Source organism: Pseudomonas sp. 10B238, assembly GCF_000970615.1.
Taxonomy (GTDB): Bacteria; Pseudomonadota; Gammaproteobacteria; order Pseudomonadales; family Pseudomonadaceae; genus Stutzerimonas.
On sequence record NZ_KQ033927.1, the window covers coordinates 21,583 to 42,345 of the forward strand.

Genomic DNA, 20,763 nt, shown 5'->3' on the forward strand with positions numbered 1-20,763 from the left:
GATCCGTGCAGGAGGAGCGCATGCTTCGCCACCTTGTGTTCGATGTAAACGAGACGTTGCTGGACGTCGCCGCGCTTGACCCGCTCTTCGAGCGCCTGTTCGGCGATTCCAGTGCCCGTGTCGAGTGGTTTCTGACCTTGGAAGAGGGCTGGATGACCGCGACCATTGTTGAACGCTTCCAACCCTTCGCCAACCTGGCCCAGGCGGCACTGGTCATGGTCGGGCAACGGCGGGGAATCGAGGTCAGCGAAGCCCAGTGCCAGGAGCTGGTTGAAGGGATGAAGCGGCTGCCAGCGCACCCGGACGTACGGCCAGCGTTGGAACAGCTACGCGGCGCGGGGTTTCAGCTTGCCGCCTTGAGTAACGGAAGCCTACCGGCGCTGCGCCAACAGCTGGAGTCGGCGGGGCTGGGCGATAGCTTCGACGCGATCCTGTCGGTCGAGGAGACGCAGCGCTACAAGCCGGCTCCGGAGCCATACCGCATGGTCGCCGAGCGCAACGGCATAGCGCAGGAACAGATGATGATGGTCGCGGCTCATGCCTGGGATATCACTGGCGCGGCGGCGGTAGGCTGCCGCACCGCATTCATTGCGCGACCGGGCAAAGTGCTCAATCCGGCCGGTAGCCAGCCGGATATTCACGGTAACGATCTGCAGGACTTCGCCAGGCAATTGCTCGCCTGGCGTGAGCGGTAACGGTCGAGACCGCTTCGCCTCATTGCTCCGTCTGCTTGCCGCTGAAGGCGGTGATCGGCTTTTCCGCCTCCTTGTCGAGACCACTGGCGAAGGTCTTCAGACCTTCGATGATGGGCATCAACGCCGCCCATAGCTCGTCGTCATGCAGCATCTTGTAGGCTCCGGTTACACCCGGCGCTTCGTCATGCTTGTCGTCCGGCTTGTAACGGCTAACGGCACCGAAAGCAGACTGGAAGGCAAACACAATCTTGTAGAACTGCGCCGGCTCGATGCGGGACAGCGCCATGCCGAGAATGGACAGGTTCTGTATGGCATTGAGCGAACCTTCCTTGCTCATGCCGTCCACCAGGACTTTCAGCAGGCGGTCGTGCGAACCGGCCAGGTCGTTGGCAAAGCGCAGCACGCCGCGCTGGTGCAAGGTTTCTAGCAGGGTATCGAGCTCTTCCCTGGCATCGGGGCCAATCGGGGTAGGTTTGACGTCGTAGTCTAATCGTTCGGCCATCAGAATCTCTCCGGGTGCGTGGCTCGGGCGGGCGGCGCGACGTAGTCGTCGCGGTACCACTTCACCTCTACGGGCACGCCATCGTTCGGCGTGCGGGTGGCGTTGCGGAAGTTATTCGACGGCAGCGGCGGCTCGCCTTTTTTCGGCAATACCTCAAGCTTCACCGCAGTTTCCTTGTAGGCCGGCGTGTTCACGTCAGGGTCGTGATGCTCGCCGGTGAGCAGGTTGAGGCCTGGCTTGCCCTGGTGGATGGGCATGAACAGCGTCTTGCCGGCGACCCGGTCGGTCACGGTGGCGCGAACTTCCACCGAGCCGCGACGCGAGGTCACGCGCACCCAGGTGCCGTCTTCGATGTCGCGTTCGGCGGCCAGCTCGGGGCTGACTTCGACGAACCAGTTCGGCGCCTGGGACCAGATGCGTGGCCCGCGGCCGGTCTGGTTGGTGCCCTGGAATTGCTCGAGCATGCGGCCGTTGTCGAGCATGATGTCGTACTCGCTGTCGGCCGCCTCGGCTGGCTGCTTCCATTCCAGCGGGAAGAGCACGGCCTTGCCGTCGTCGGTGTGGAAGCGTTCGGTATAGAGCAGCGGCGTGGTGCTGCCGTCAGTCTGCATGGGCCAGAATAATGACTGCCAGCCTTCCAGGCGTTCATAGCTGATGCCCTGGAACATGGTGGCAATGCCGGCGACCTCATCCATGATCTGGCTTGGGTGGGTGTAGCCCCAGTCGTAGCCCATACGCTTGGCCAGATCGGTAAGAATCTGCCAGTCCGGACGGCTGTTACCGAGCGGCGGTAGCACCTGGTAGAAGCGCTGGATGCGCCGTTCGGTATTGGTGAAGGTGCCGTCCTTTTCCACCGAGGGGGAGGCCGGCAGCACCACGTCGGCGAACTCGGCGGTGCGACTCATGAAGATGTCCTGTACCACCATGAAGTCGAGACTTTCGAAGCCGCTGTGCACGTTGCGGCTGTCGGCGTCGGAGAAGGCGGTTTCCTCGCCGATGATGAACATCGCCTTGACCGAGCCTTCGTCCGCACCCTTGACCATGGTGAAGTTGTCGTTGCCTTTTTCCAGCGACAACTTCTCCTTCGGCACGCCCCAGGCCTTGGCCCACTTGTCGCGGTTCTTTTCCTCGGTGACCTTCTCGTAGCCGGGGTACATGTTCTTCAGGCAGCCGAAGTCGCTGGCGCCCTGGACGTTGTTATGGCCACGCATCGGGTAGCCGCCGGTGCCGGGACGGCCATAGTTGCCGGTGACCAGCAAGAGGTTCGACAGCGCCGTACTGGTGTCCGAGCCGTGGCTGTGCTGGGTGATCCCCATGGCCCAAAGCAGGCAGACGCTCTTCGCTTGGCCGATCAGCTCGGCGGCCTCGATCAGTTTCTCTTTCGCGATACCGGTGACCTGGGCGGCAAAATCCATCGTGAAGGGCTCGAGCGACTGCTTGTATTCCTCGATCTGATTGACTCGCGCGTTGAGGAATTCGGTGTCGGCATAGCCGTGCTCGAACATGTAGCGCGACAACGCCGAGGCCCAGACCATGTCGGTGCTGGCGTTGGGTCGCAGGTGGATATCGGCGCGCTCGGCCATCTCGTGTTTGCGTGGATCGAACACCACCCACTTCTGGCCGCGGTGCTTCTTCTGCGCCTTCAGCTTGGAGGCGATCACCGGGTGGTTTTCGGACAGATTGCTGCCGACCATCACGATCAGCTCGGCCTTTTCCATATCCGCGATGGTGCCGGCATCGCCGCCATAGCCGACGGTGCGGAACAGCCCCTTGGTCGCCGGGTTCTGGCAGTAGCGTGAGGAGTTGTCGACGCTGTTGGTGCCGATGATCGCGCGGGCGATTTTCTGCGTGAGGTAGGCCTCTTCGTTGCTGGCTTTGCTCGAGCCAATGAAGCCGATGCTGTCCGGGCCATGGGTATCGCGGATTTGCAGCAGGCGCTGCGCGACCAGATCAAGCGCCTCGTCCCAGCTGGCCTCGCGGAACTTGCCGTTGTCGCGGATCAGCGGAGTGGTCAGACGCTTCGGGTCGTTGACGAAATCCCAGGCGAACTTGCCCTTGATGCAGGTGGAGATGCCGTTGGCCGGCGCATCGACCACCGGCTGCACCTTGAGAATATGCCGATCGCGAGTCCACATCTCGAAGGAGCAGCCGACCCCGCAATAGGTGCACACGGTCTTGGTGCGCTTGATCTCCGGCTGACGCCAGTGCATGTCGAGCATCGACACGCCAGTGATCGGCCGCGCGCCGATGGTTTCTTCGAGCTTCTTGACCATGTCGATCATGGGCCGCTTGACGTCCTGCGGCAGCGCGGTGAACGGGCCGGCGTCGGGCTGCATGGTCTTTTCCAGCAGGGCGTTGCATGGGCAGACCGTCACGCAATGGCCGCAGCTTACGCAGCTCGAATCGTCGATCGGTTTGCCGCCGTCCCAGAGCACGCGCGGGTGCTCCATGTTGAAGTCGATGGACAGCGTCTCGTTGACCTCGATATTCTGGCAGGCCTCGACACAGCGGCCGCAGAGGATGCACTGATCCGGATCGTAGGTGTAGAAGGGGTTGGAGTGGTCCTTCTCATAAGGCTTGCGCTTGAATTCGTAGCGCTGGATTGGGATATCCATTTGCGCATAGGTGTTGTGCAGCGTGCAGTCGCCGGTGTTGTGCTCGCACAGCGTGCAATACAGCTCGTGCTTGGCGACCAGCCGATCCATGCCTTCTTCGCGCGCCGCCTTGGCTTCGGCGACCTGACTGGTGATCTCCAGCCCGTCGTGCGCCTTTAGCGTGCAGCCCCGTACCAGTTCCCCATCGACCTGCACCCAGCAGACATCACAGGTCTGCGGCGAGCCGAGAGCACGGTGATAGCAGACGTGGGGTAGATCGATGTCATGGTTCGCCAGGAAATCAATCAACGGGGTGTCGGCATCACCGTTCAGTGGCTTGCCGTCGAAGTGGATCGTGCAGTTGCTCATCAGGCCTCCGTTTTTGTTGTCGGATCGGTGCGGATGGCATCCTGGCCTGGCGCCGGCACGGCCCGGCGACTCCTGCCGAACGCTTGCCCTCGAGCGTAAAGGTGCGAGGGTGGGTCCGGAAATGATTGTCCATAGCTGACTGATCGGCTTGCGCAAACGTTCCCTTCCGATTTGTGTGGACTCCTGGCCCGCACCGATGGCTTTGCCGTTTCGATTGAACTCATCCGGCTATGAGCGGCCAGAAACATACAGTCACAAACGGCTCAGTCAGGACGCGTCTTACCGCATGGCCCAGCTTTTTCCCCGCACCGCCGACATGTGGTTACGTCTGGCATTGCTCCTTTTGTCATTTGGGCTTGTCGGGGTGTTCGCCGCGTTCGTCATCCTCTCGCGCTCGTCCTATGTCACCGACCAGGGGTGGACGGTCCATCAGCCAGTGCCTTTCAGCCATGAGCATCACGCGGGTGCGCTGCAGATCGACTGTCGCTACTGCCACGACAATGTCGAGACCAGCGCGGTGGCGGGGCTGCCGCCAACCCACACCTGCATGAGCTGCCATTCACAGATATGGACCGGCGCGGAAATGCTCGCACCGGTTCGTCAGAGCCTGGTCGAGGGTGAACCGTTGCGCTGGAATCGCGTGACCGAGCTGCCTGATTACGTGTTCTTCCACCACGGGGTACACGTCAACGCAGGCGTGGGGTGTGCCGAATGCCACGGGCCGGTCGACCGCATGCCGCTGATGCACAAGGCGGAGCCATTCACCATGAGCTGGTGTCTCGATTGTCATCAGGACCCTGCGCCGCGCCTGCGCCCAAAGGAAGCGGTGACTGACATGAGCTGGCAATACAAGGGCGACCGCCGGGAGCTGGGCGAGGCGCTGATGCGCAAGTATCACATCGGCGAAGGCAACCTGACCCATTGCTACACATGCCATAGGTAGGCCATGCATATTCGAGACGAAACCGACCCACAACACCCTGCGCCCCTCGACTGGACAGCGATTCGCGAGCGTCTGGAAGGCGAGCGCGGGGCCGGGTACTGGCGCAGCCTCGAACAACTGGCGGACGAACCGGCATTTGCCGCATTCGTCGAGGCCGAGTTTCCATCGATTGCCCCGCAGATGGACCGTCGGCGCTTTCTGCAGGTGATGGGTGCGTCTATGGCAATGGCCGGGCTGGCCGGCTGCAGCGAGCCAGAGAAGGGCGTGCCTTATGTGCTTCAACCGGAAAAAATCATCCCCGGTGAGGCGCAGTGGTATGCCACTACGGTGACCTTCGCCGGCTACGCCCAGCCAGTGCTTGGCCGCACGCATGTAGGCCGGCCGACCAAACTCGAAGGCAATCCCGATCATCCGGTCAGCCGGGGTGCCAGCACGGCCACTATCCAGGCGGCCATCCTGCAACTGTATGACCCTGATCGCTCACAAGCGCCGCGCTTCAAGGGGGTCGCTGCGACCTGGGACAGCTTCCAGCTCGAAGCCAGCCGCCTGGCCGAACGGCTCGACGGGAAGGCTGGTCGCGGCCTGCACGTGCTTATCGGTGCCACCAGCTCACCGACATTGCAGCGCCAGTTCAGCGAAATGCTGCAGCGCTGGCCCGAGGCGAGGCTTTATCGACACGAACCCTTCGAGGGCGATCACTATCGAACGGCAGAGCGCACCTTCGGCCGTGCCGTCGAGACGCACTATCGCTTCGACGCGGCCGAATGGGTGTTGAGTTTCGAACACGATTGGCTCGGCCTCGGACCTCGCGAGCTGCCGCACGCGGTCCGCTGGGGTGAGCGCAAGCGACTGGCGGCGAAGGGCGAAGGCGAAGCACGTCTGCTCGTCGTCGAATCGGTGCCGACGCTTACCGGTGCCAAGGCCAGCGAGCGCAAACGCATCGAGCCGGAGACGCTGCAAGCTTACGTTCAGGTGTTGTCAGCCGCGCTAGGCGAGGGCGACGGGCCGGCCCAGCCGCTGCCGGTCGAACGTCAACGCTGGATCGAGGCCGTGGCGAACGAGCTCAAAGCCCGCGCCGGGCGCTGTCTGATTACCGCTGGCGAACGCGCGCCAGTGGCCGTGCAGGCGGCTGTTCACCGGCTCAACCAGCGGCTGGGCAACGTCGGCAAGACCCTGACGTACAGCGAGCCGTTGGTCTGGCTTGAGGCGGGTAATCAACGTCTGGGCGACCTGCCGGGATTGGTCGAGGCGATTCGCGACGATCAAGTCGAGGCCTTGCTGATGCTCGAATGCAACCCCGTCGACACCGCTGCGGCAGATCTCGAGCTGGAGCAGGTGCTGGATGAGGTTCCGCTGCGCATTCATGCCGGGCTCTACTACGACGAAACGGCGGCTTACTGCCACTGGCATTTGCCACTGACCCACGACCTCGATGGCTGGCAAGACGCGCGCGCTGCCGATGGCAGCGTCTGCCTCGGTCAGCCATTGGTGCGCACGTTCTATAGCAGCCGCACCTTGTCCGAGGTGCTGGCGCTGATGCAGGGCGATCTCAACCCCGATGGACGCGCTGAACTGCGCAAGACCTGGCAGTCGCTCGACGAGCGTGCCTGGCGACAGGCTCTGGAGCGTGGCTTTATCGAAAATACTGCGTTACCTCCGTTGACCATCGAGGCAGCGCCCGCCATCTGGGATGCCGAGCCGGCCCCAGAGGAGGGGCTGACCCTGCGCTTTCTGCCGGACCCCAGTGTGTGGGACGGACGGCTGGCGAACCTCGGCTGGTTACAGGAACTGCCCAAGCCGATCACCAAGCTCACCTGGGACAACGTCATTGGCGTGGCGCCGAAGCTGGCCGAAGAGCACGGGCTGTCCAATGGTGATCTGGTCCGGGTCACGCTCGGTCGCCGCGTGGTGATTGGCCCGGCCTGGATCATGCCCGGCCATGCCGAACGCACGCTCAGTCTTTACGCCGGTTATGGCCGCACCCGCGCCGGGCGTGTCGCCGACCGTCTGGGCTATGACATTGCACCGTTGCGCACGGCCGACGATCCCTGGCTGCGTCGCGGCGCAAGGTTGGAGAAAACCGGCGAATTTCTTCCGCTGGCCACCACTCAGTCGCATCACATCCCGCATGGGAAGGAAACCATCAAGAGCGAGCCGCGTGATGAGGCTTACCGCAAGGTGCCGACAGAGCCGCTTTACCTCTTTGAGCAAGCGAAAACCCTCTACCCGCCGACCCCGCCTAGCGAGCCGGTGTGGGGCATGACCATCGACCTCGATCAGTGCATTGGCTGCAACGCCTGCATCGTCGCCTGCCAAGCCGAGAACAACATTCCGGTGGTCGGCAAAGAACAGGTCGCTATGGGCCGCAACATGCATTGGCTGCGGGTCGATCACTATTACAAGGGCGATCCAGCCGAACCCGAGTCATCGGCATTCCAGCCGGTGCCCTGCATGCACTGCGAGCAGGCACCCTGCGAGGTTGGTTGTCCGGTCAACGCTACGGTGCACGGGCCGGATGGGCTCAACGAACAGATCTACAACCGCTGCATCGGCACCCGCACTTGTGCGTCGTATTGCCCCTACAAGGTGCGCCGTTTCAACTGGTTCGACTGGACTGCCGACGATGAGCCCTCGATCCAGCATCAGCGCAACCCCAACGTCACGGTGCGCTCGCGCGGTGTCATGGAGAAGTGCACCTACTGCGTCCAGCGCATCAGCGAGGCGCGCATCGCTGCGCGGATCGACGACCGTCCGGTCGCCGACGGCGAGGTACAGACCGCTTGCCAGCAGAGTTGCCCGACCCAGGCGATCATCTTCGGCGATCTGTCCGATCCGGGCGCTCGAGTCCGTGAAGGGCGCGATACCAAGCGCCACTATGGGCTGCTGGAGGAGCTGGGCACGCGACCCAAGACCACCTACCTGGGCGTGGTTGAATTGCCGAAGATCGTCGAGGACGAGCCATGAGCCCCGCCGACGCCGAACCGCGCTACCAGGGCGCCGATACACCGCACTTCTTGCCGAGGCAGATGCCGCTCGGCGAGGTTTCGGACCGGGTACTCACCGTTCCGGTCGACTTCGCCCCGTATCGCCGTGCCTGGTGGGCGCTGTTCATCTTCGGATGTTCGCTGCTGGGGCTGTTCGTCGCCTCGGCGGTCGTGGTGATCTGGAAGGGCGTCGGCGTCTATGGCAACAACAACCTGGTCAATTGGGGCTTGCCCATCCTCAACTACATGTGGTGGCTGGGCATCGGTCATGCCGGCACCTTCATCTCGGCCATGCTGTTGCTGCTCAACCGGCCGTGGCGCAACTCGCTCAACCGCATGGCCGAGTTGATGACGCTGCTGGCGGTGGTGTGCGCCGGTATCTACCCGATCCTGCATCTGGGTCGGCCCTGGCTGTTCTATTGGAGCGCTCCGTACCCCAACACCATGGAGCTGTGGCCGCAGTTCAAGAGCCCGACGTCGTGGGACTTCTTTGCCGTGCTTGGCTACCTGTTTGTCTCGCTGATATTCATCTACATCGGCGCGATTCCGGACTTCGCCTCGGCCCGCGATCACGCCCGCAAGCGGCGCTACAAGATCTTCTACGGGCTGCTGGCGCTTGGCTGGCGGGGCGCTTCTTCGCACTGGGCACATTGGCGGCGGGCCTACCGATTCATTGCGCTGCTGGCCATTCCGCTGGTGTTTGCAGTCTCCAGCGGCTATTCGTTTCTGCTCGATCTGTCGCCGGAAACCGGCTGGCACTCGACGGTGTTCCCGCCGTACTTCGTCGCTGGCGCGATCTTTTCCGGTTTTGCGCTGGTGATCGTCATCGCGCTGGGGCTGCGCCGATTCTTCGGCTGGCAGTTGCTGATTACCGTCAAGCATCTGGATGTGCTCGGCATCCTGCTGCTCGCCAGCGGCTGGATGACCGCCTATGGCTATTTTGCGGACATCTTCATTGCCTTCTATTCGGGCAAGGAGCACGAGATCACCGTGACCATGGCGCGCCTGGCCGGGCCGATGGCCTGGAGCTGGTGGACAGCGATCTTCTTCAACCTGATCTGCCTGCAAGCGCTCTGGTGGCCGCAGGTGCGACGCAACGGCAAGGCCTTGTTGGCGATTGCGGTCGGCGTCCTGATCGGCATGTGGTGCGAGCGCTGGATGTTGATCGTCGTGCCGGCCACCCGTGATTACCTGACGGCCACTTGGCAAGGCTATAGCCCGACGTTCTGGGACTGGTCGTTGTTCATCGGTACCTTCGGGCTGTTCCTCGTGCCGTTCAGCCTGTTCATGCGCCTGTTGCCGATGGTGTCCACCTTCGAAGTCAAAGAGGCCTTGCACCGCTATCGGGGAGGGGCCGATGACTGAGCGCTGTTACGGATTTCTGGCAGATTTCGCCCATCCTGAGCCGCTGATCGAGGCAGCCCGCGCGGCGAGAGAGGCAGGCTACACACGGATGGAGGCCTACAGCCCGTTCATGCTGCCGGAGTTGGAACCGGTGCTCGGCCAGCGCAGCAACCGTGCCTACTGGGCCGGCATCCTCGGTTCGCTGATCGGCGGCGGTTTGGGATTGGGCATGCAGATATACGCCAATCTGAGTTACCCGCTGGATATTGGCGGCCGGCCTCTGATCGCCTTGCAGGGCTTCGCCGTCATCACATTCCTGATGACCATCACCGGTGGCGCGCTGGGTGCGCTGTTCGGCCTGCTGTTTCTGTGCCGGCTGCCGCTGCTGCATCATCCGCTGTTCGAAACCGAGGCGTTCCAGCGCGCCACGGACGACCGCTTTCTACTTTGTATTCGCGCGGACGACCCGCTGTTCAGTGAGACGGAGACCGCGCTATGGCTGGCGGAACGGGCCGTGTCGGTCAGCAAGGTGCCTGCCTGATGCGTTGGCTGATCGTTTTTATCGTGCTGCTCAGCGGCTGCGATCAGATGGCACAACAGCCGCGTGCCGACGCCCAGGAGTCCAGCCTGTTTTTTCCGGACGGCAAGGTCAACCAGGCGCCACCGCTAGGTACGGTAGCCCGTGGCGAGCTGTCATGGGAGGCGGTTCTCGCCGAGCGTCCGCGGTTGACCGAAGAACTGCTGGCGCGCGGGGAAGAGCGCTACCGCATCAACTGCGTGCCTTGTCACGGCTTGGCCGGTGATGGTCTGGGAACGGTGGTCAAGCGCGGCTTTCCGCAACCCCCGGACTTTGCCAAGCCGCGCCTGATGCAGGCACCTGATCGCCATTTCCTCGAGGTCATCGCCGATGGCTACGGCGTGATGTACAGCTACGCCGCGCGTGTACGGCCGGCAGATCGCTGGGCAATCGTTGCGCACATACGCGCCTTGCAGTTGGCGCGCACGGCCGAGGTCAACCAGCTCCCCGAGCCTGATCGTCGCGCGCTGGAGGCTTTGCCATGAGCGCCGTTAAATCAGTGAGCCCACGCACCATCGCCTGGGCGGCGTTGGCCATCGGCGGTGTCGGCCTTGGTATCGGGCTGCTGCTGGCGCCGCGCGACACCCTGGCCGCTTGTGTGGCGAGCCTGTTGGGGTTGGCGGGGATTCCGCTCGGGGCGCTGACACTGGGCCTCGCTTTGGCATCGGTCAGCGGCAGCGTTCGCGATCAGCTTTGGCCCTGGACGCTGGTCGCCAGCCGGGCCATGCCTGCACTGCTGGTGCTGGTGTTGCCGGGGCTGCTTGGCGCCGGGCTGATTTATGAGTGGATGCACCAGTACAGCGACGGCTTTCGCGGGTTTTGGCTCTGGTGGCCCAGTTTCGTCATACGTGGGCTGCTCTATGTCGGGCTGTGGTGGGCGCTGGCGCGCTGGCTATTGCCGACGACGCTGCGCAACCCGGCAGGGGCCGGGTTGGGGCTGATCGCCGTGGTGTTGAGTGTGTCGCTGGCGGCCTTTGACTGGGCGCAATCAATGGAGCCGCACTTCGCGTCCAGCATCTTCGGGCTGCTGTGGCTCGGCCGGCTGATGCTGTCCGGGATCGCTGCCTGCATTCTGTTCAGCTTGTTTGCCGGCGCCTCCCGCCCGGGTGTGCTGCGTGGCTTGCTGTCGGCTGCGGCGCTGGCCTGGATCTATCTGCACTTCATGCAGTACCTGATCGTTTGGTACGGCAACCTGCCCGAGGAGGTTCGCTGGTATGAGATTCGTGCCCGCGATTGGCCGTTGCTGACCTGGCTGGTGGCGCTGCAGAGCCTGGTCTTCATCGCGACCTGGTGGCCGCGCTCGGGGCGTCGGGTACCGCTGGCGATACTGGCTGGCAGCACGCTGCTGCTGGGTTTGGCCGAAGGCGCCTGGCTGAGTATGGCCAGTTTGTCAGGCTTGAGTGGGCTGGCGAGTACGATGGCGCTGTTCGCCGCGGCGGCTGCGGGCGCGGGGATGATGACGCTGCTGATCTTGCCCAGGAGGTCCGCATGAGCGTGCCGGTCGATCCGCGCTCGAAGGAAGACGGCTTCGAGCACCACGATGCCAAGGTCAGGGTATTGCTGATGATTGGCTTCGGCCTGGTTATCGCCCTGGCGGTATCGCTCGCTGCTGTTGGCTTGTTGCTCAGCTATTACCACACGACACCCGAACCGCCGGTGTCGGGGCTAGAACGCGACAGAATCATTCCGCCGGAGCCACGGCTGGAAACCCAGGCACTAGGCAATGGCCCAGAGGTGATCCTCGAGGCCCAGCAGCGCCTGAGCCGCTATGCATGGGTCGACCGTGAGGCTGGCGTCGCGCGGATTCCGCTCCAGCGGGCTCGTGTCCTGTTGCTCGAACGCGGTTGGCCGGTGCCGGTTGAGGCCAGCGGTGAACAGGCTGTGCGCCTGCAACAGGCCAAACAAAGGGCGAAACCCCAATGAGTCGCCTGCTGCTGATCCTCGTCGCGACCTTGTCGTTTGTGCTGGCAGCCGCGGTGCGCGCCGCCGAGCCGTTCGATCCTTTCGTCGCCGCCGGCATCGATTTGCGGCCCGGTGCACAGGTGCCGCTGGATGCGCGTTTCACTGACGATAGTGGCGAGTCGGTCACCCTTGCTGAACTGCTCGATGGCCGGCCAGCAGTGCTGGTGCCGGTGTATTTCCGCTGCCCAAATGTGTGCGGGTCGCAGTTGGCGAGCCTATTCAACCTGCTCGGCGCGGTGCCCTTCGAACTCGGTAAGGATTATGTGGTGATCGCCTATAGCTTCAATCCGCACGAGACACCAGCCGATGCCCGAGCCGAACGCGACAAGCTCGAACGGCGTTGGCCAGAGTTGGCGGGTTCGCAATCGGTTCATTTGCTCACCGGACAGGAGTCGGCCAGCCGCCGTGTCAGCGATGCGCTGGGTTTTCGTTACCGCTGGGATGCCGAGATTCAGGAATACGCGCATGCCTCGGCCATCGCCACGCTGAGCCCATCCGGCAAGCTGGTGCAGTGGCTGTACGGGCTCGGTTATCAGCCCAACGATCTGCGTCTGGCATTGACCGATGCCGGCGAAGGGCGGGTCGGCGATTTCAGCGATCAGTTACTGCTGCTCTGTTACCACTACAACCCGCGGACCGGCGGTTACGACAATTGGGTCATCGGTGCGCTGCAGGTGGGCGGCACCGGCACGGCGGTGGCACTGCTGGGTTTCATCGGGCTGTCGCTGTGGCGCGAGCGACGCAAGCGGGAGGGCGGCGATGAACGATGACTTCTTGCGCCTGTGGCCGCAAACCGCCTCCGAGCACGCGAGCAGCATCGACTGGCTGATCTGGTCGTTCACCGGAATGATGACGATCTTCGTCGTCCCGGTGTTCGTGCTCACGATTCTGTTCGCGATACGTTATCGAAAGGGCACTAAAGTGCCCCGCGATCACCGCCCGCGCGGCAGCATGAAGGTCGAAATGACCTGGATCGTGCTGCCTTTCATCGGCTCGATGATCATCTACCTGGTCTCGGCGAAGCTCTACTACGAGGTGCGCACGCCGCCGGTAGATGCGATGGAAATTCAGGTCGTTGCCAAGCAATGGATGTGGAAATTCCAGCATCCCGGCGGCCAGCGCGAGATCAATACCTTGCACGTGCCGGTAGGTCGCCCGGTACGGCTGAACATGATCTCTCAAGACGTCATTCACAGCCTCTATTTCCCGGCCCTGCGCATCAAGCAGGATCTGTTGCCAGGGCGCTATACCGAACTCTGGTTCAACGCCACCGAAGCCGGGCGCTACGAGGTGTTCTGTGCTGAATACTGCGGCACCGATCATTCGAAGATGCTCGCCACGTTGATCGTACAGCCGCCACAGGAATACGAGCGCTGGCTGTCACAGGCTGGTGCTAGCGAGTCCCTGGCCGAACAGGGCGAGGTGCTGTTTCGCCAGTTCGGTTGCAGTGGTTGTCATGGCCCGGCCGCCGTGGCCAAAGCGCCGAAACTCGAGGGACTCTATGGCCGCCGGGTGGCATTGAAAGACGGCGGTTTTGTCGTGGCCGATCAGGCCTATATCCGCGACAGCATTCTGCTGCCGCACAAGCAGATCGTAGCCGGCTACGAATCGATCATGCCGAGCTTCGCCAATGTGATTGATGAAGAGGGCGTGCTGCGCCTGACCGCCTTCATCAAGTCACTGGGTAAGGTTGGCGAAGGCGGGCAGGGCGAACCGCATGCCGACAGCCCGCGCAGCCCGACGCCAGAGGAGACGATACCTTGAGCCAGAAAAACCCGGCCGCCGACCATACGCCCAGTTACCTGGCCGATGAGCATGGCTTACGCACCTGGCTGCTGACCACGGACCACAAGCGCATCGCGATCCTCTACCTGATCGGTGTCACGGCGTTCTTCTTTCTCGGTAGCCTGGCTGCCGCACTGGTGCGCATCGAGCTGGTGACACCCGATGGCGACCTGTTGAGTCCCGACGGCTACAACCGCACCTTCACCCTGCACGGCGTGGTCATGGTGTGGTTCTTCCTGATTCCGTCGATCCCGGCGGTCTTCGGCAATTTTCTCATTCCGATCATGATCGGCGCCAAGGACATGGCCTTCCCCAAGCTCAACCTGTTCAGCTGGTACCTGCTGGTGGGCGGCGGCCTCTTCACGCTGTATGCGCTGCTGATCGGGGGGGTAGATACCGGCTGGACCTTTTACACGCCGCTGTCGACGATGTTCAGCAATGGGCATGTGGTGGCGGTGATTCTTGGGGTCTTCATTGTCGGCTTCTCGTCGATCCTGACGGGGCTGAACATCATCGTCACCATTCATACGCTTCGGGCGCCGGGCATGACCTGGTTCCGTATGCCGCTGTTCTGCTGGTCGCTCTATGCCACCTCGGTGATTCTGGTGCTGGCTACGCCGGTGCTGGCCATCACGCTGCTGCTGGTAGCGGCGGAGTACCTGTTCGGCATTGGTGTGTTCGACCCCAACCTGGGCGGCGACCCGCTGCTGTTTCAGCACCTGTTCTGGTTTTACAGCCACCCGGCGGTGTACATCATGATTCTGCCGGCGATGGGCGTGATGAGCGAGCTGATCACGGCCGCGGCGCATAAGCGCATTTTCGGCTATTCGTTCGTCGCTTATTCCAGCCTGGCAATCGCGGTGATCGGCTTCATGGTCTGGGGCCACCACATGTTCGTCGCCGGGCAGTCGATGTACGCCAGCATGGTTTTTTCACTGCTCAGCTTCCTGGTGGCGATCCCCTCGGCCATCAAGGTCTACAACTGGACCGCCACACTCTACAAAAGCAATCTGACCATCGACGCGCACTTCCTTTATGCGCTGACGTTTATCGGTCTGTTTGTCATCGGCGGCGTTACCGGGCTTTTCCTCGCGCTGCTGGCCGCAGACGTCCATGTGCACGACACCTACTTCGTGGTCGCGCACTTCCACTACATCATGGTCGGCGCGGCGGTGGCTGGGTTCTTCGGCGCGCTGCACTTCTGGTGGCCGAAGATGACCGGGCGGATGTACTCGCAGCTGTGGGGAAAGATTGCGGCAGTGATGATCTTCTGCGGCTTCAACCTGACGTTTTTCCCGCAGTTCCTGCTCGGCTATCTCGGTATGCCGCGGCGTTACCACAGTTATCCGGAGGATTTTCAGTTCCTCCATGTGCTGTCGTCCGCTGGGGCTGGGGTGCTGGCGGTGGGTTACGTCATGCCGTTCTGTTACCTGCTCTGGTCGCTGCGCTACGGGCCGCTGGCGGATGACGATCCCTGGGACGCAGCAGGGCTTGAATGGCGCACCTCGTCGCCGCCGCCCAAGCACAATTTTCTCGAGACCCCGATCGTCGACTTCGAAGCGTACGACTACCCACCTGAGGCAACCCATGGCCGATCGTGACGGGTACTTGGCCGAGCCATACCAGACTGCCGCCCAGCAGCGCGAAGCGAGCTTTCTGGGTATGTGGTTGTTTCTCGCCACTGAAATCATGATGTTTGGCGTGCTGTTTCTGGTCATCTACTACTACCGTCTGCAGCACCCGGCTGCAGTCAGTGAAGCGGTGCATCATCTGCACTCGATTCTGGCGGGTTTCAACAGCGCGCTGCTGCTCAGCGGCAGCCTGTGCATGAGCCTGATGGTGCAGGCTTCGCGCCTGGGTAACTACCGTCGGGTGCAACAGTTTCTGTTGCTCAGTGCTTTCTTCGGTCTGGCGTTTCTGGCGGTGAAGTTCTTCGAATACGGCTGGGAATACCATGAAGGGTTGCTGCCCGGCATAGGCCGCGAGTCGCCGCTGGTAGATCCCGCCGCGCGGCTGTTCATGAACATCTATTTCTTCGCTACCGCGCTGCATGCGGTGCACGTGACCATTGCAGTGGTGATCGTGCTGGGCATGGTCGGGCGCATTCACTTCGCTCATATGAAGCTGCCGGAGCGCGCGATCACGCTGGAAATGGTCGGCCTGTACTGGCACATGGTCGATGTGATCTGGATTTTTCTGTATCCGTCGCTGTATCTGGTCGGGAGGGCAGCATGAAGGCGGGCAAGCTGGTGCTGATCTATGCCGGGCTGCTGGCGCTACTGGCGATCAGCGCCACGGTAGCCATCCAGTTCCCACAATGGGCGATGGTCGCGTTGATCTGTGCGGCGGGGCAGGCGCTGTTGGTGCTGTTCGGCCTGGCCCAGCTTGGGGCGCATTCCCCACTGGTTCGCTTCTTCGCCTTGGGCGCAGGCTTCTGGTTGGTGTTCATGTTCACCCTATCGCTGGCCGATCTACTGACCCGCGGGGGCTAGTCAGCTGATTGATGGTGATACTCGGGGTCATTGAAAGTCCCGGCTGCGCACGTCGAGGCCGGTCAGCATCGGGGTGAGGTCGCTCAGGCGTCCGGCGATGACGTGACGCACGCCATTTGCCGATTCAAGATGCCCATCGATTCGAAGCATTTGGGACTGTATCAATACCCGTCGCTGCCGCTCGGCCAGGTCGTGCCAGACCACCACGTTGATCATGCCGAACTCGTCTTCAAGGGTGACGAAGATGACGCCGCTGGCGGTCTGCGGGCGTTGGCGACCAATAACCAGGCCGGCCACGCTGACCAGCCGACCATGTTCGACTTCGACCAGCTCGCGCGAGCTGCGGCAGCGCCGGCTTCGCAGCTGGTCACGCAACAAGGCCAACGGGTGCGGGCCAAGCGTGGTACCCAGGGTAGCGTAATCGGTCATCAACTCTTCACCGACCGAGGGCAAGGGCAGAGGCACCGCTGCCTCCGGGGTCTGGACCTGATCAGCGAACAGCGGCAACTGCGGCTCGAAGCCGGCCACCGCCCAGCGAGCCTGATGACGATGCCCGACAAGTCCTTTCAGCGCCCCGGCGTCGGCCAGCTGTTCCCGCGCACGGGCATCCAGTCGGGCTCGCAGGCACAGGTCATCGATACCAACAAAGGCTTGCTGCTGACGTGCCGCCTCGATTCGACGGGCATCCTCCTGGCGAAAGCCTCGTACCAGGCGCAGCCCCAGACGGATTGCTGGCTGATGGGTGTCGGTCTGCTCAAGGCTGCAATCCCAGCCGCTGTGACGAACGTCCAGTGGGCGGATCTCGAGTTGATGGCGACGGGCGTCCTGGAGAATCTGATCGGGATTGTAGAAGCCCATCGGCCAGCTGTTGATCAGGGCGCAGGCGAAGGCGGCTGGTTCATGGCATTTGAGCCAGCAGCTGGCATAGGTGAGCAGGGCGAAGCTGGCCGCATGGGATTCGGGGAAGCCGTAGCTGCTGAAGCCTTTGATCTGCTCAAAGATCCGTGCAACGAATTCTGCGCTGTAGCCACGGGCGAGCATGCGTTCGCTCAACCTCACGCGGTGCGGCTCGAGGCTGCCGTGTCGTTTCCAAGCGGCCATGGCGCGGCGCAACTTGTCGGCTTCGTCAGCGGTATATTCAGCGGCGACGATTGCCAGCTCCATCACCTGCTCCTGAAACAGGGGCACGCCAAGGGTGCGCTCGAATACGGGTTTCAGTTCATCGGAGGGATACTCCACCGGCTCTTCTTTATTGCGCCGGCGTAGGTAGGGATGAACCATGTCGCCCTGAATCGGCCCGGGTCGCACGATGGCGACCTGAATCACCAGATCGTAGAACGTTCGGGGACGCAGCCGCGGCAGCATGGCCATTTGCGCTCGCGATTCGATCTGGAAAACGCCCACGGTGTCGGCGCGGCTGATCATCTCGTAGGTCGGCCGGTCTTCCTTGGGCAGTGTGGCAATGGTCCACTGCGTGCCGCGATAGCGGGCGATCAGATCGAAACAACGGCGCAGCGCGCTGAGCATGCCGAGCGCCAGTACATCGACCTTGAGCAGGCCGACCACGTCGAGATCATCCTTGTCCCACTGGATCACGGTACGGTCGGCCATGCTGGCGTTCTCGACCGGCACCAGGGTATCCAACGGATATTCGGAAATGACGAACCCGCCCGGATGCTGTGAAAGGTGGCGAGGAAAGCCGATCAATTCATTGGTCAGCACCATTACCCGGCGCAACACCGGGCTGCTGGGGTCGAAGCCGGCTTCCTGAAGTCGTGCGTCATCAGGTACGTGCTCACTCCAGCGCCCGCAGCATTCGGCCAGGGCATTGATCTGATCCGGCGGCAGGCCAAGCGCTTTGGCTACGTCTCGCACTGCGCCGGTGGCGCGGTAGGAGCTGGCTACCGCCGTCAGTGCGGCGCGATTGCGGCCGTAGCGACGAAATACATACTGGATCACTTCTTCGCGGCGTTCGTGCTCGAAGTCGACGTCGATGTCCGGCGGCTCATTACGCTCGCGAGAGAGGAAACGCTCGAACAAAAGCCGGCTGTGCGAGGGGTCGAGTTCGGTGATGCCCAGTACGAAACACACCGTCGAGTTGGCTGCCGAACCGCGACCCTGACACAGAATGTGGCGTTCGCGGGCGAAACGGACGATGTCGTGAACGGTGAGAAAGTAACTTTCGTAATGCAGTTCGGTGATCAGCTGCAGTTCATGTTCGACCAGCGCACGCGATTTGTCCGTTACGCCTGCCGGCCAGCGCCATCTCATGCCGTCTTCGACCAGTTTGCGCAGCCAGGAGCTGGCATTGTGGCCAGCGGGTACCAGCTCGTGCGGGTACTGATACTTCAGCTCTTTGAGGCTGAACTGGCAGCGCTCGGCGATACGCAGCGTCTCGGCAAGCAACTCGGGTGGATACAGCTGGGCCAGTTCCTCGCGCCGGCGCAGGTGGCGTTCACCGTTGGGGTACAGGTGGCGCCCGGCCTCGGCTACAGGCAGGTGATGGCGGATCGCGGTCATGCAATCCTGCAGGGCGCGCCGGCCACGGGCGTGCATATGCACATCGCCACAGGCCACCGCAGGTATGCCCACGCGCTTGGCCAGTGCCTGCAACTGACACCGGTGCGTTTCATCATCCGGCCCGCGATGCAGTCCGATGCCCAGCCAGAGGCGTGCTGGAAAGCGTTCGCGCAGCCAGAGACCTTCCGCGGCAGCATCGGGGTGGGAAGTGATCCAGATGGCCAACAGCCCATCCAAGGGCTCGCTCAGGTCATCGGCCAGCAGCTGGTACTGGCCTTTCTCGGCGCGACGTCTTGCGCAGGTAATCAGCCGGCACAAGCGCTGATACCCAAGCAGGTTTTCGACCAACATGAGCAGCTTCGGGCCGTTCTCGATCTGCATTTCGCTGCCAACAATCAGCGGCAGGCCTGTTTCCTTGGACGCCTGCCAGGCGCGGACGATGCCGGCCAGGGTGCATTCATCCGTAATTGCCAGGGCCCGATAGCCCTGGAGTGCGGCGCGCTCGAACAACTCTTTGGCGCTGGAGGCGCCCCGTTGGAAACTGAAGTTGGAGAGGCAGTGCAGTTCGGCGTATTCGGGCGTCATGCGAACCAGCCGTGCAACATCAACGGCCCTCCCGTGACTGAGCGAAAGGCCCAGCCGCGTTGGCCCGTGCGGGTTTCCACCAGGTAATAGTCGCGGCGCACATCGCCACCGTCCCACCAGCCCGATTCGATACGCTCGGGACCAGAGAGGATGCGCAGCGAGGCTTCATGCAGCGATTTAGTTTCGCTCAGCAGCCAGCCGGGGCGGGGTGCTGTGGTCGATGGCGGCTCAAGGTGGGCTGCATGCTGCGGTCGCCAGGCGCATTCGGGGCGATGGTCGGCGCGAGCAGCAAGCCCCTGCACGGCATCGTCACCCAAGCGGGCTCGTAACCGCTCGCGCAATTGCTCCCAGGGCAATGACTGTTGCGGTCGCTCATCGAAAAGCTCGCGATGCTCGGGGACGAAGGCTGGCAGCTGGTCTGCGAGCAGTCGTATTGCCAGCACCGGTGCTGGAAGCTGCAGATGATCCAGGCGGCCGCGGGTCAGCTCGAACAGCATGGCCGGGTCGCGCTCGGCACTGAGCAGGCCGATCGGTAGCTGGCTCTCGGGGAGGCTGCGGTGCTCCAGATGCAACGTGAAACGTTGGACCCCGCTGTCGCGGCCTGCCAGGTAAGCGGCGAGGTCCGCCGTCAGACGGCGCAGCGGGAAAAGCAGGGCCTGGTGCGACTCGACTTCGAAGTTCAGCTCGATACGCGTATCGAAGCGGTCGGGCGGACGGTAGAAACTCAGAGCCAGTGGGCGATGCTCCAGCAGGGTGTCGAGGTGTCTCAGTGCTTCTGCCGGAAAGCGCTTTGCCAGACCGTTCCGAGGCAGCGCCAGCAGTTGCCTGAAGGTGCGCAAGCCCATGCGCGCCAGAGCGTTGGACACATCACGTGGCAAGCCGAGGCGATCTACCGGCAGGTCAGCCAGTACCTGATGCAGTGTCTGGGTGTCCGTCACTGCCAAGCCGTCGTGCACGTTGGCCAGTACCCGCGCGGCGGCCGGATTGGGTGCCAGCGTTATGCGATGTTCGAAGCCCAGTGCGCTCAGCTCCGTGCGCAGGCGCGCCTCGAGACGAGGCCAGGGGCCGAACAGGCTGAGACTGGACTGCACTTCCATAAGCAGGCAGCGCGGGTAGTGCAGACTGACCTGCGAACTGAAGCCGTAAGCCCAGGCGGCGAGGAACTGCTGCCAGCGTTCGATCGAGGCCAGGTCGTATTCGGCCGTCTCGAATCCTCGGGTCAGCGCCTGAGCGGCAACCAATGATTGCCCTGCCTTTAACCCGAGTGCCCGCGCCGCCGGATTGACCGCCTGTAGCACACGGCGCTGTGGCGTACCGCTCAATAGTGCCAGTGGCGCTTCGGCATCGGGGCGGCTACGCAGCACACCGTCCATGGCCAGTTGCGGCAGCAGGATGCAGGCCCAGAGCATGC

At 62.8% G+C, this 20,763-nt stretch carries 17 protein-coding genes; 13 read left to right on the forward strand and 4 right to left on the reverse strand.

Translation table 11 applies throughout. The features are described 5' to 3' along the window. Window positions 1–20 precede the first annotated feature (20 nt). Window positions 21–695 (forward strand): haloacid dehalogenase type II, encoded by a 675-nt coding sequence (locus RT21_RS00100; protein WP_046161117.1) that lies wholly within the window; start codon window positions 21–23, stop codon window positions 693–695. 19 nt (window positions 696–714) lie between these two features. Here RT21_RS00100 and RT21_RS00105 read toward each other — a convergent pair whose 3' ends face one another. Next, window positions 715–1,197 (reverse strand): hypothetical protein, encoded by a 483-nt coding sequence (locus RT21_RS00105; protein ID WP_045427906.1) that lies wholly within the window; start codon window positions 1,195–1,197, stop codon window positions 715–717. Continuing rightward, window positions 1,197–4,160 carry a formate dehydrogenase subunit alpha gene (gene fdhF, locus RT21_RS00110; RefSeq protein ID WP_046161118.1) on the reverse strand — a complete coding sequence of 988 codons (2,964 nt, stop codon included), beginning with the start codon at window positions 4,158–4,160 and terminating at the stop codon, window positions 1,197–1,199. The genes RT21_RS00105 and fdhF overlap by 1 nt, the downstream gene beginning before the upstream one ends. A gap of 286 nt (window positions 4,161–4,446) precedes the next feature. Between fdhF and RT21_RS00115 the strand changes: the two genes are divergently transcribed. From RT21_RS00115 to RT21_RS00170, 12 genes are read left to right on the forward strand one after another with little or no spacing between them, the layout of a single operon-like run. Continuing rightward, window positions 4,447–5,103, forward strand: a complete 657-nt coding sequence (locus RT21_RS00115) for an ammonia-forming cytochrome c nitrite reductase subunit c552 (protein ID WP_052724702.1) — start codon at window positions 4,447–4,449, stop codon at window positions 5,101–5,103. A 3-nt stretch (window positions 5,104–5,106) separates the two neighbouring features. Beyond that, complete coding sequence (locus RT21_RS00120) at window positions 5,107–8,067, forward strand: TAT-variant-translocated molybdopterin oxidoreductase (protein WP_046161119.1); 2,961 nt, start codon at window positions 5,107–5,109, stop codon at window positions 8,065–8,067. Next, window positions 8,064–9,452 carry an NrfD/PsrC family molybdoenzyme membrane anchor subunit gene (gene nrfD, locus RT21_RS00125; protein ID WP_082082077.1) on the forward strand — a complete coding sequence of 463 codons (1,389 nt, stop codon included), beginning with the start codon at window positions 8,064–8,066 and terminating at the stop codon, window positions 9,450–9,452. Before RT21_RS00120 ends, nrfD begins: the two co-directional genes overlap by 4 nt. Then, window positions 9,445–9,972: a quinol:electron acceptor oxidoreductase subunit ActD gene (locus RT21_RS00130; RefSeq protein ID WP_046161120.1), complete on the forward strand. Its 528-nt coding sequence runs from the start codon at window positions 9,445–9,447 to the stop codon at window positions 9,970–9,972. The genes nrfD and RT21_RS00130 overlap by 8 nt, the downstream gene beginning before the upstream one ends. Beyond that, window positions 9,927–10,493, forward strand: coding sequence for a c-type cytochrome (locus RT21_RS00135; RefSeq protein WP_234463631.1), 567 nt, complete (start codon window positions 9,927–9,929; stop codon window positions 10,491–10,493). The genes RT21_RS00130 and RT21_RS00135 overlap by 46 nt, the downstream gene beginning before the upstream one ends. Beyond that, entirely contained in the window at window positions 10,490–11,500 is a 1,011-nt protein-coding gene (locus RT21_RS00140) for a hypothetical protein (RefSeq protein ID WP_046161121.1), read from the forward strand. Before RT21_RS00135 ends, RT21_RS00140 begins: the two co-directional genes overlap by 4 nt. Then, window positions 11,497–11,931, forward strand: coding sequence for a hypothetical protein (locus RT21_RS00145; RefSeq protein ID WP_046161122.1), 435 nt, complete (start codon window positions 11,497–11,499; stop codon window positions 11,929–11,931). Before RT21_RS00140 ends, RT21_RS00145 begins: the two co-directional genes overlap by 4 nt. Further along, window positions 11,928–12,740, forward strand: a complete 813-nt coding sequence (locus RT21_RS00150; RefSeq protein ID WP_046161123.1) for an SCO family protein — start codon at window positions 11,928–11,930, stop codon at window positions 12,738–12,740. The genes RT21_RS00145 and RT21_RS00150 overlap by 4 nt, the downstream gene beginning before the upstream one ends. Then, complete coding sequence (gene coxB, locus RT21_RS00155) at window positions 12,730–13,734, forward strand: cytochrome c oxidase subunit II (RefSeq protein ID WP_046161124.1); 1,005 nt, start codon at window positions 12,730–12,732, stop codon at window positions 13,732–13,734. Before RT21_RS00150 ends, coxB begins: the two co-directional genes overlap by 11 nt. After that, window positions 13,731–15,356 (forward strand): cytochrome c oxidase subunit I, encoded by a 1,626-nt coding sequence (locus RT21_RS00160; RefSeq protein ID WP_046161125.1) that lies wholly within the window; start codon window positions 13,731–13,733, stop codon window positions 15,354–15,356. The genes coxB and RT21_RS00160 overlap by 4 nt, the downstream gene beginning before the upstream one ends. Further along, entirely contained in the window at window positions 15,343–15,990 is a 648-nt protein-coding gene (locus RT21_RS00165; RefSeq protein ID WP_046161126.1) for a cytochrome c oxidase subunit 3, read from the forward strand. Before RT21_RS00160 ends, RT21_RS00165 begins: the two co-directional genes overlap by 14 nt. Then, window positions 15,987–16,247, forward strand: coding sequence for a hypothetical protein (locus RT21_RS00170; RefSeq protein WP_045427881.1), 261 nt, complete (start codon window positions 15,987–15,989; stop codon window positions 16,245–16,247). Before RT21_RS00165 ends, RT21_RS00170 begins: the two co-directional genes overlap by 4 nt. A gap of 27 nt (window positions 16,248–16,274) precedes the next feature. Here RT21_RS00170 and RT21_RS00175 read toward each other — a convergent pair whose 3' ends face one another. Both RT21_RS00175 and RT21_RS00180 read right to left on the reverse strand, forming a co-directional pair. Then, entirely contained in the window at window positions 16,275–19,352 is a 3,078-nt protein-coding gene (locus tag RT21_RS00175; RefSeq protein WP_046161127.1) for an error-prone DNA polymerase, read from the reverse strand. After that, a complete protein-coding gene (locus RT21_RS00180) occupies window positions 19,349–20,761 on the reverse strand; it encodes a Y-family DNA polymerase (protein ID WP_046161128.1) in 1,413 nt (470 codons plus the stop codon). The genes RT21_RS00175 and RT21_RS00180 overlap by 4 nt, the downstream gene beginning before the upstream one ends. Window positions 20,762–20,763 lie beyond the last annotated feature (2 nt).

Excerpts from the sequence above, each read along its gene's own strand:
- RT21_RS00135 (WP_234463631.1), top strand. The coding sequence starts at position 9,927 with ATGGCTGGCGGAACGGGCCGTGTCGGTCAGCAAGGTGCCTGCCTGATG.
- RT21_RS00150 (WP_046161123.1), top strand. The coding sequence starts at position 11,928 with ATGAGTCGCCTGCTGCTGATCCTCGTCGCGACCTTGTCGTTTGTGCTG.
- RT21_RS00165 (WP_046161126.1), top strand. The coding sequence starts at position 15,343 with ATGGCCGATCGTGACGGGTACTTGGCCGAGCCATACCAGACTGCCGCC.
- nrfD (WP_082082077.1), top strand. The coding sequence starts at position 8,064 with ATGAGCCCCGCCGACGCCGAACCGCGCTACCAGGGCGCCGATACACCG.
- coxB (WP_046161124.1), top strand. The coding sequence starts at position 12,730 with ATGAACGATGACTTCTTGCGCCTGTGGCCGCAAACCGCCTCCGAGCAC.
- RT21_RS00115 (WP_052724702.1), top strand. The coding sequence starts at position 4,447 with ATGGCCCAGCTTTTTCCCCGCACCGCCGACATGTGGTTACGTCTGGCA.
- RT21_RS00105 (WP_045427906.1), bottom strand. The coding sequence starts at position 1,197 with ATGGCCGAACGATTAGACTACGACGTCAAACCTACCCCGATTGGCCCC.
- RT21_RS00140 (WP_046161121.1), top strand. The coding sequence starts at position 10,490 with ATGAGCGCCGTTAAATCAGTGAGCCCACGCACCATCGCCTGGGCGGCG.
- RT21_RS00170 (WP_045427881.1), top strand. The coding sequence starts at position 15,987 with ATGAAGGCGGGCAAGCTGGTGCTGATCTATGCCGGGCTGCTGGCGCTA.
- RT21_RS00130 (WP_046161120.1), top strand. The coding sequence starts at position 9,445 with ATGACTGAGCGCTGTTACGGATTTCTGGCAGATTTCGCCCATCCTGAG.
- fdhF (WP_046161118.1), bottom strand. The coding sequence starts at position 4,160 with ATGAGCAACTGCACGATCCACTTCGACGGCAAGCCACTGAACGGTGAT.
- RT21_RS00145 (WP_046161122.1), top strand. The coding sequence starts at position 11,497 with ATGAGCGTGCCGGTCGATCCGCGCTCGAAGGAAGACGGCTTCGAGCAC.
- RT21_RS00100 (WP_046161117.1), top strand. The coding sequence starts at position 21 with ATGCTTCGCCACCTTGTGTTCGATGTAAACGAGACGTTGCTGGACGTC.
- RT21_RS00175 (WP_046161127.1), bottom strand. The coding sequence starts at position 19,352 with ATGACGCCCGAATACGCCGAACTGCACTGCCTCTCCAACTTCAGTTTC.
- RT21_RS00120 (WP_046161119.1), top strand. The coding sequence starts at position 5,107 with ATGCATATTCGAGACGAAACCGACCCACAACACCCTGCGCCCCTCGAC.
- RT21_RS00180 (WP_046161128.1), bottom strand. The coding sequence starts at position 20,761 with ATGCTCTGGGCCTGCATCCTGCTGCCGCAACTGGCCATGGACGGTGTG.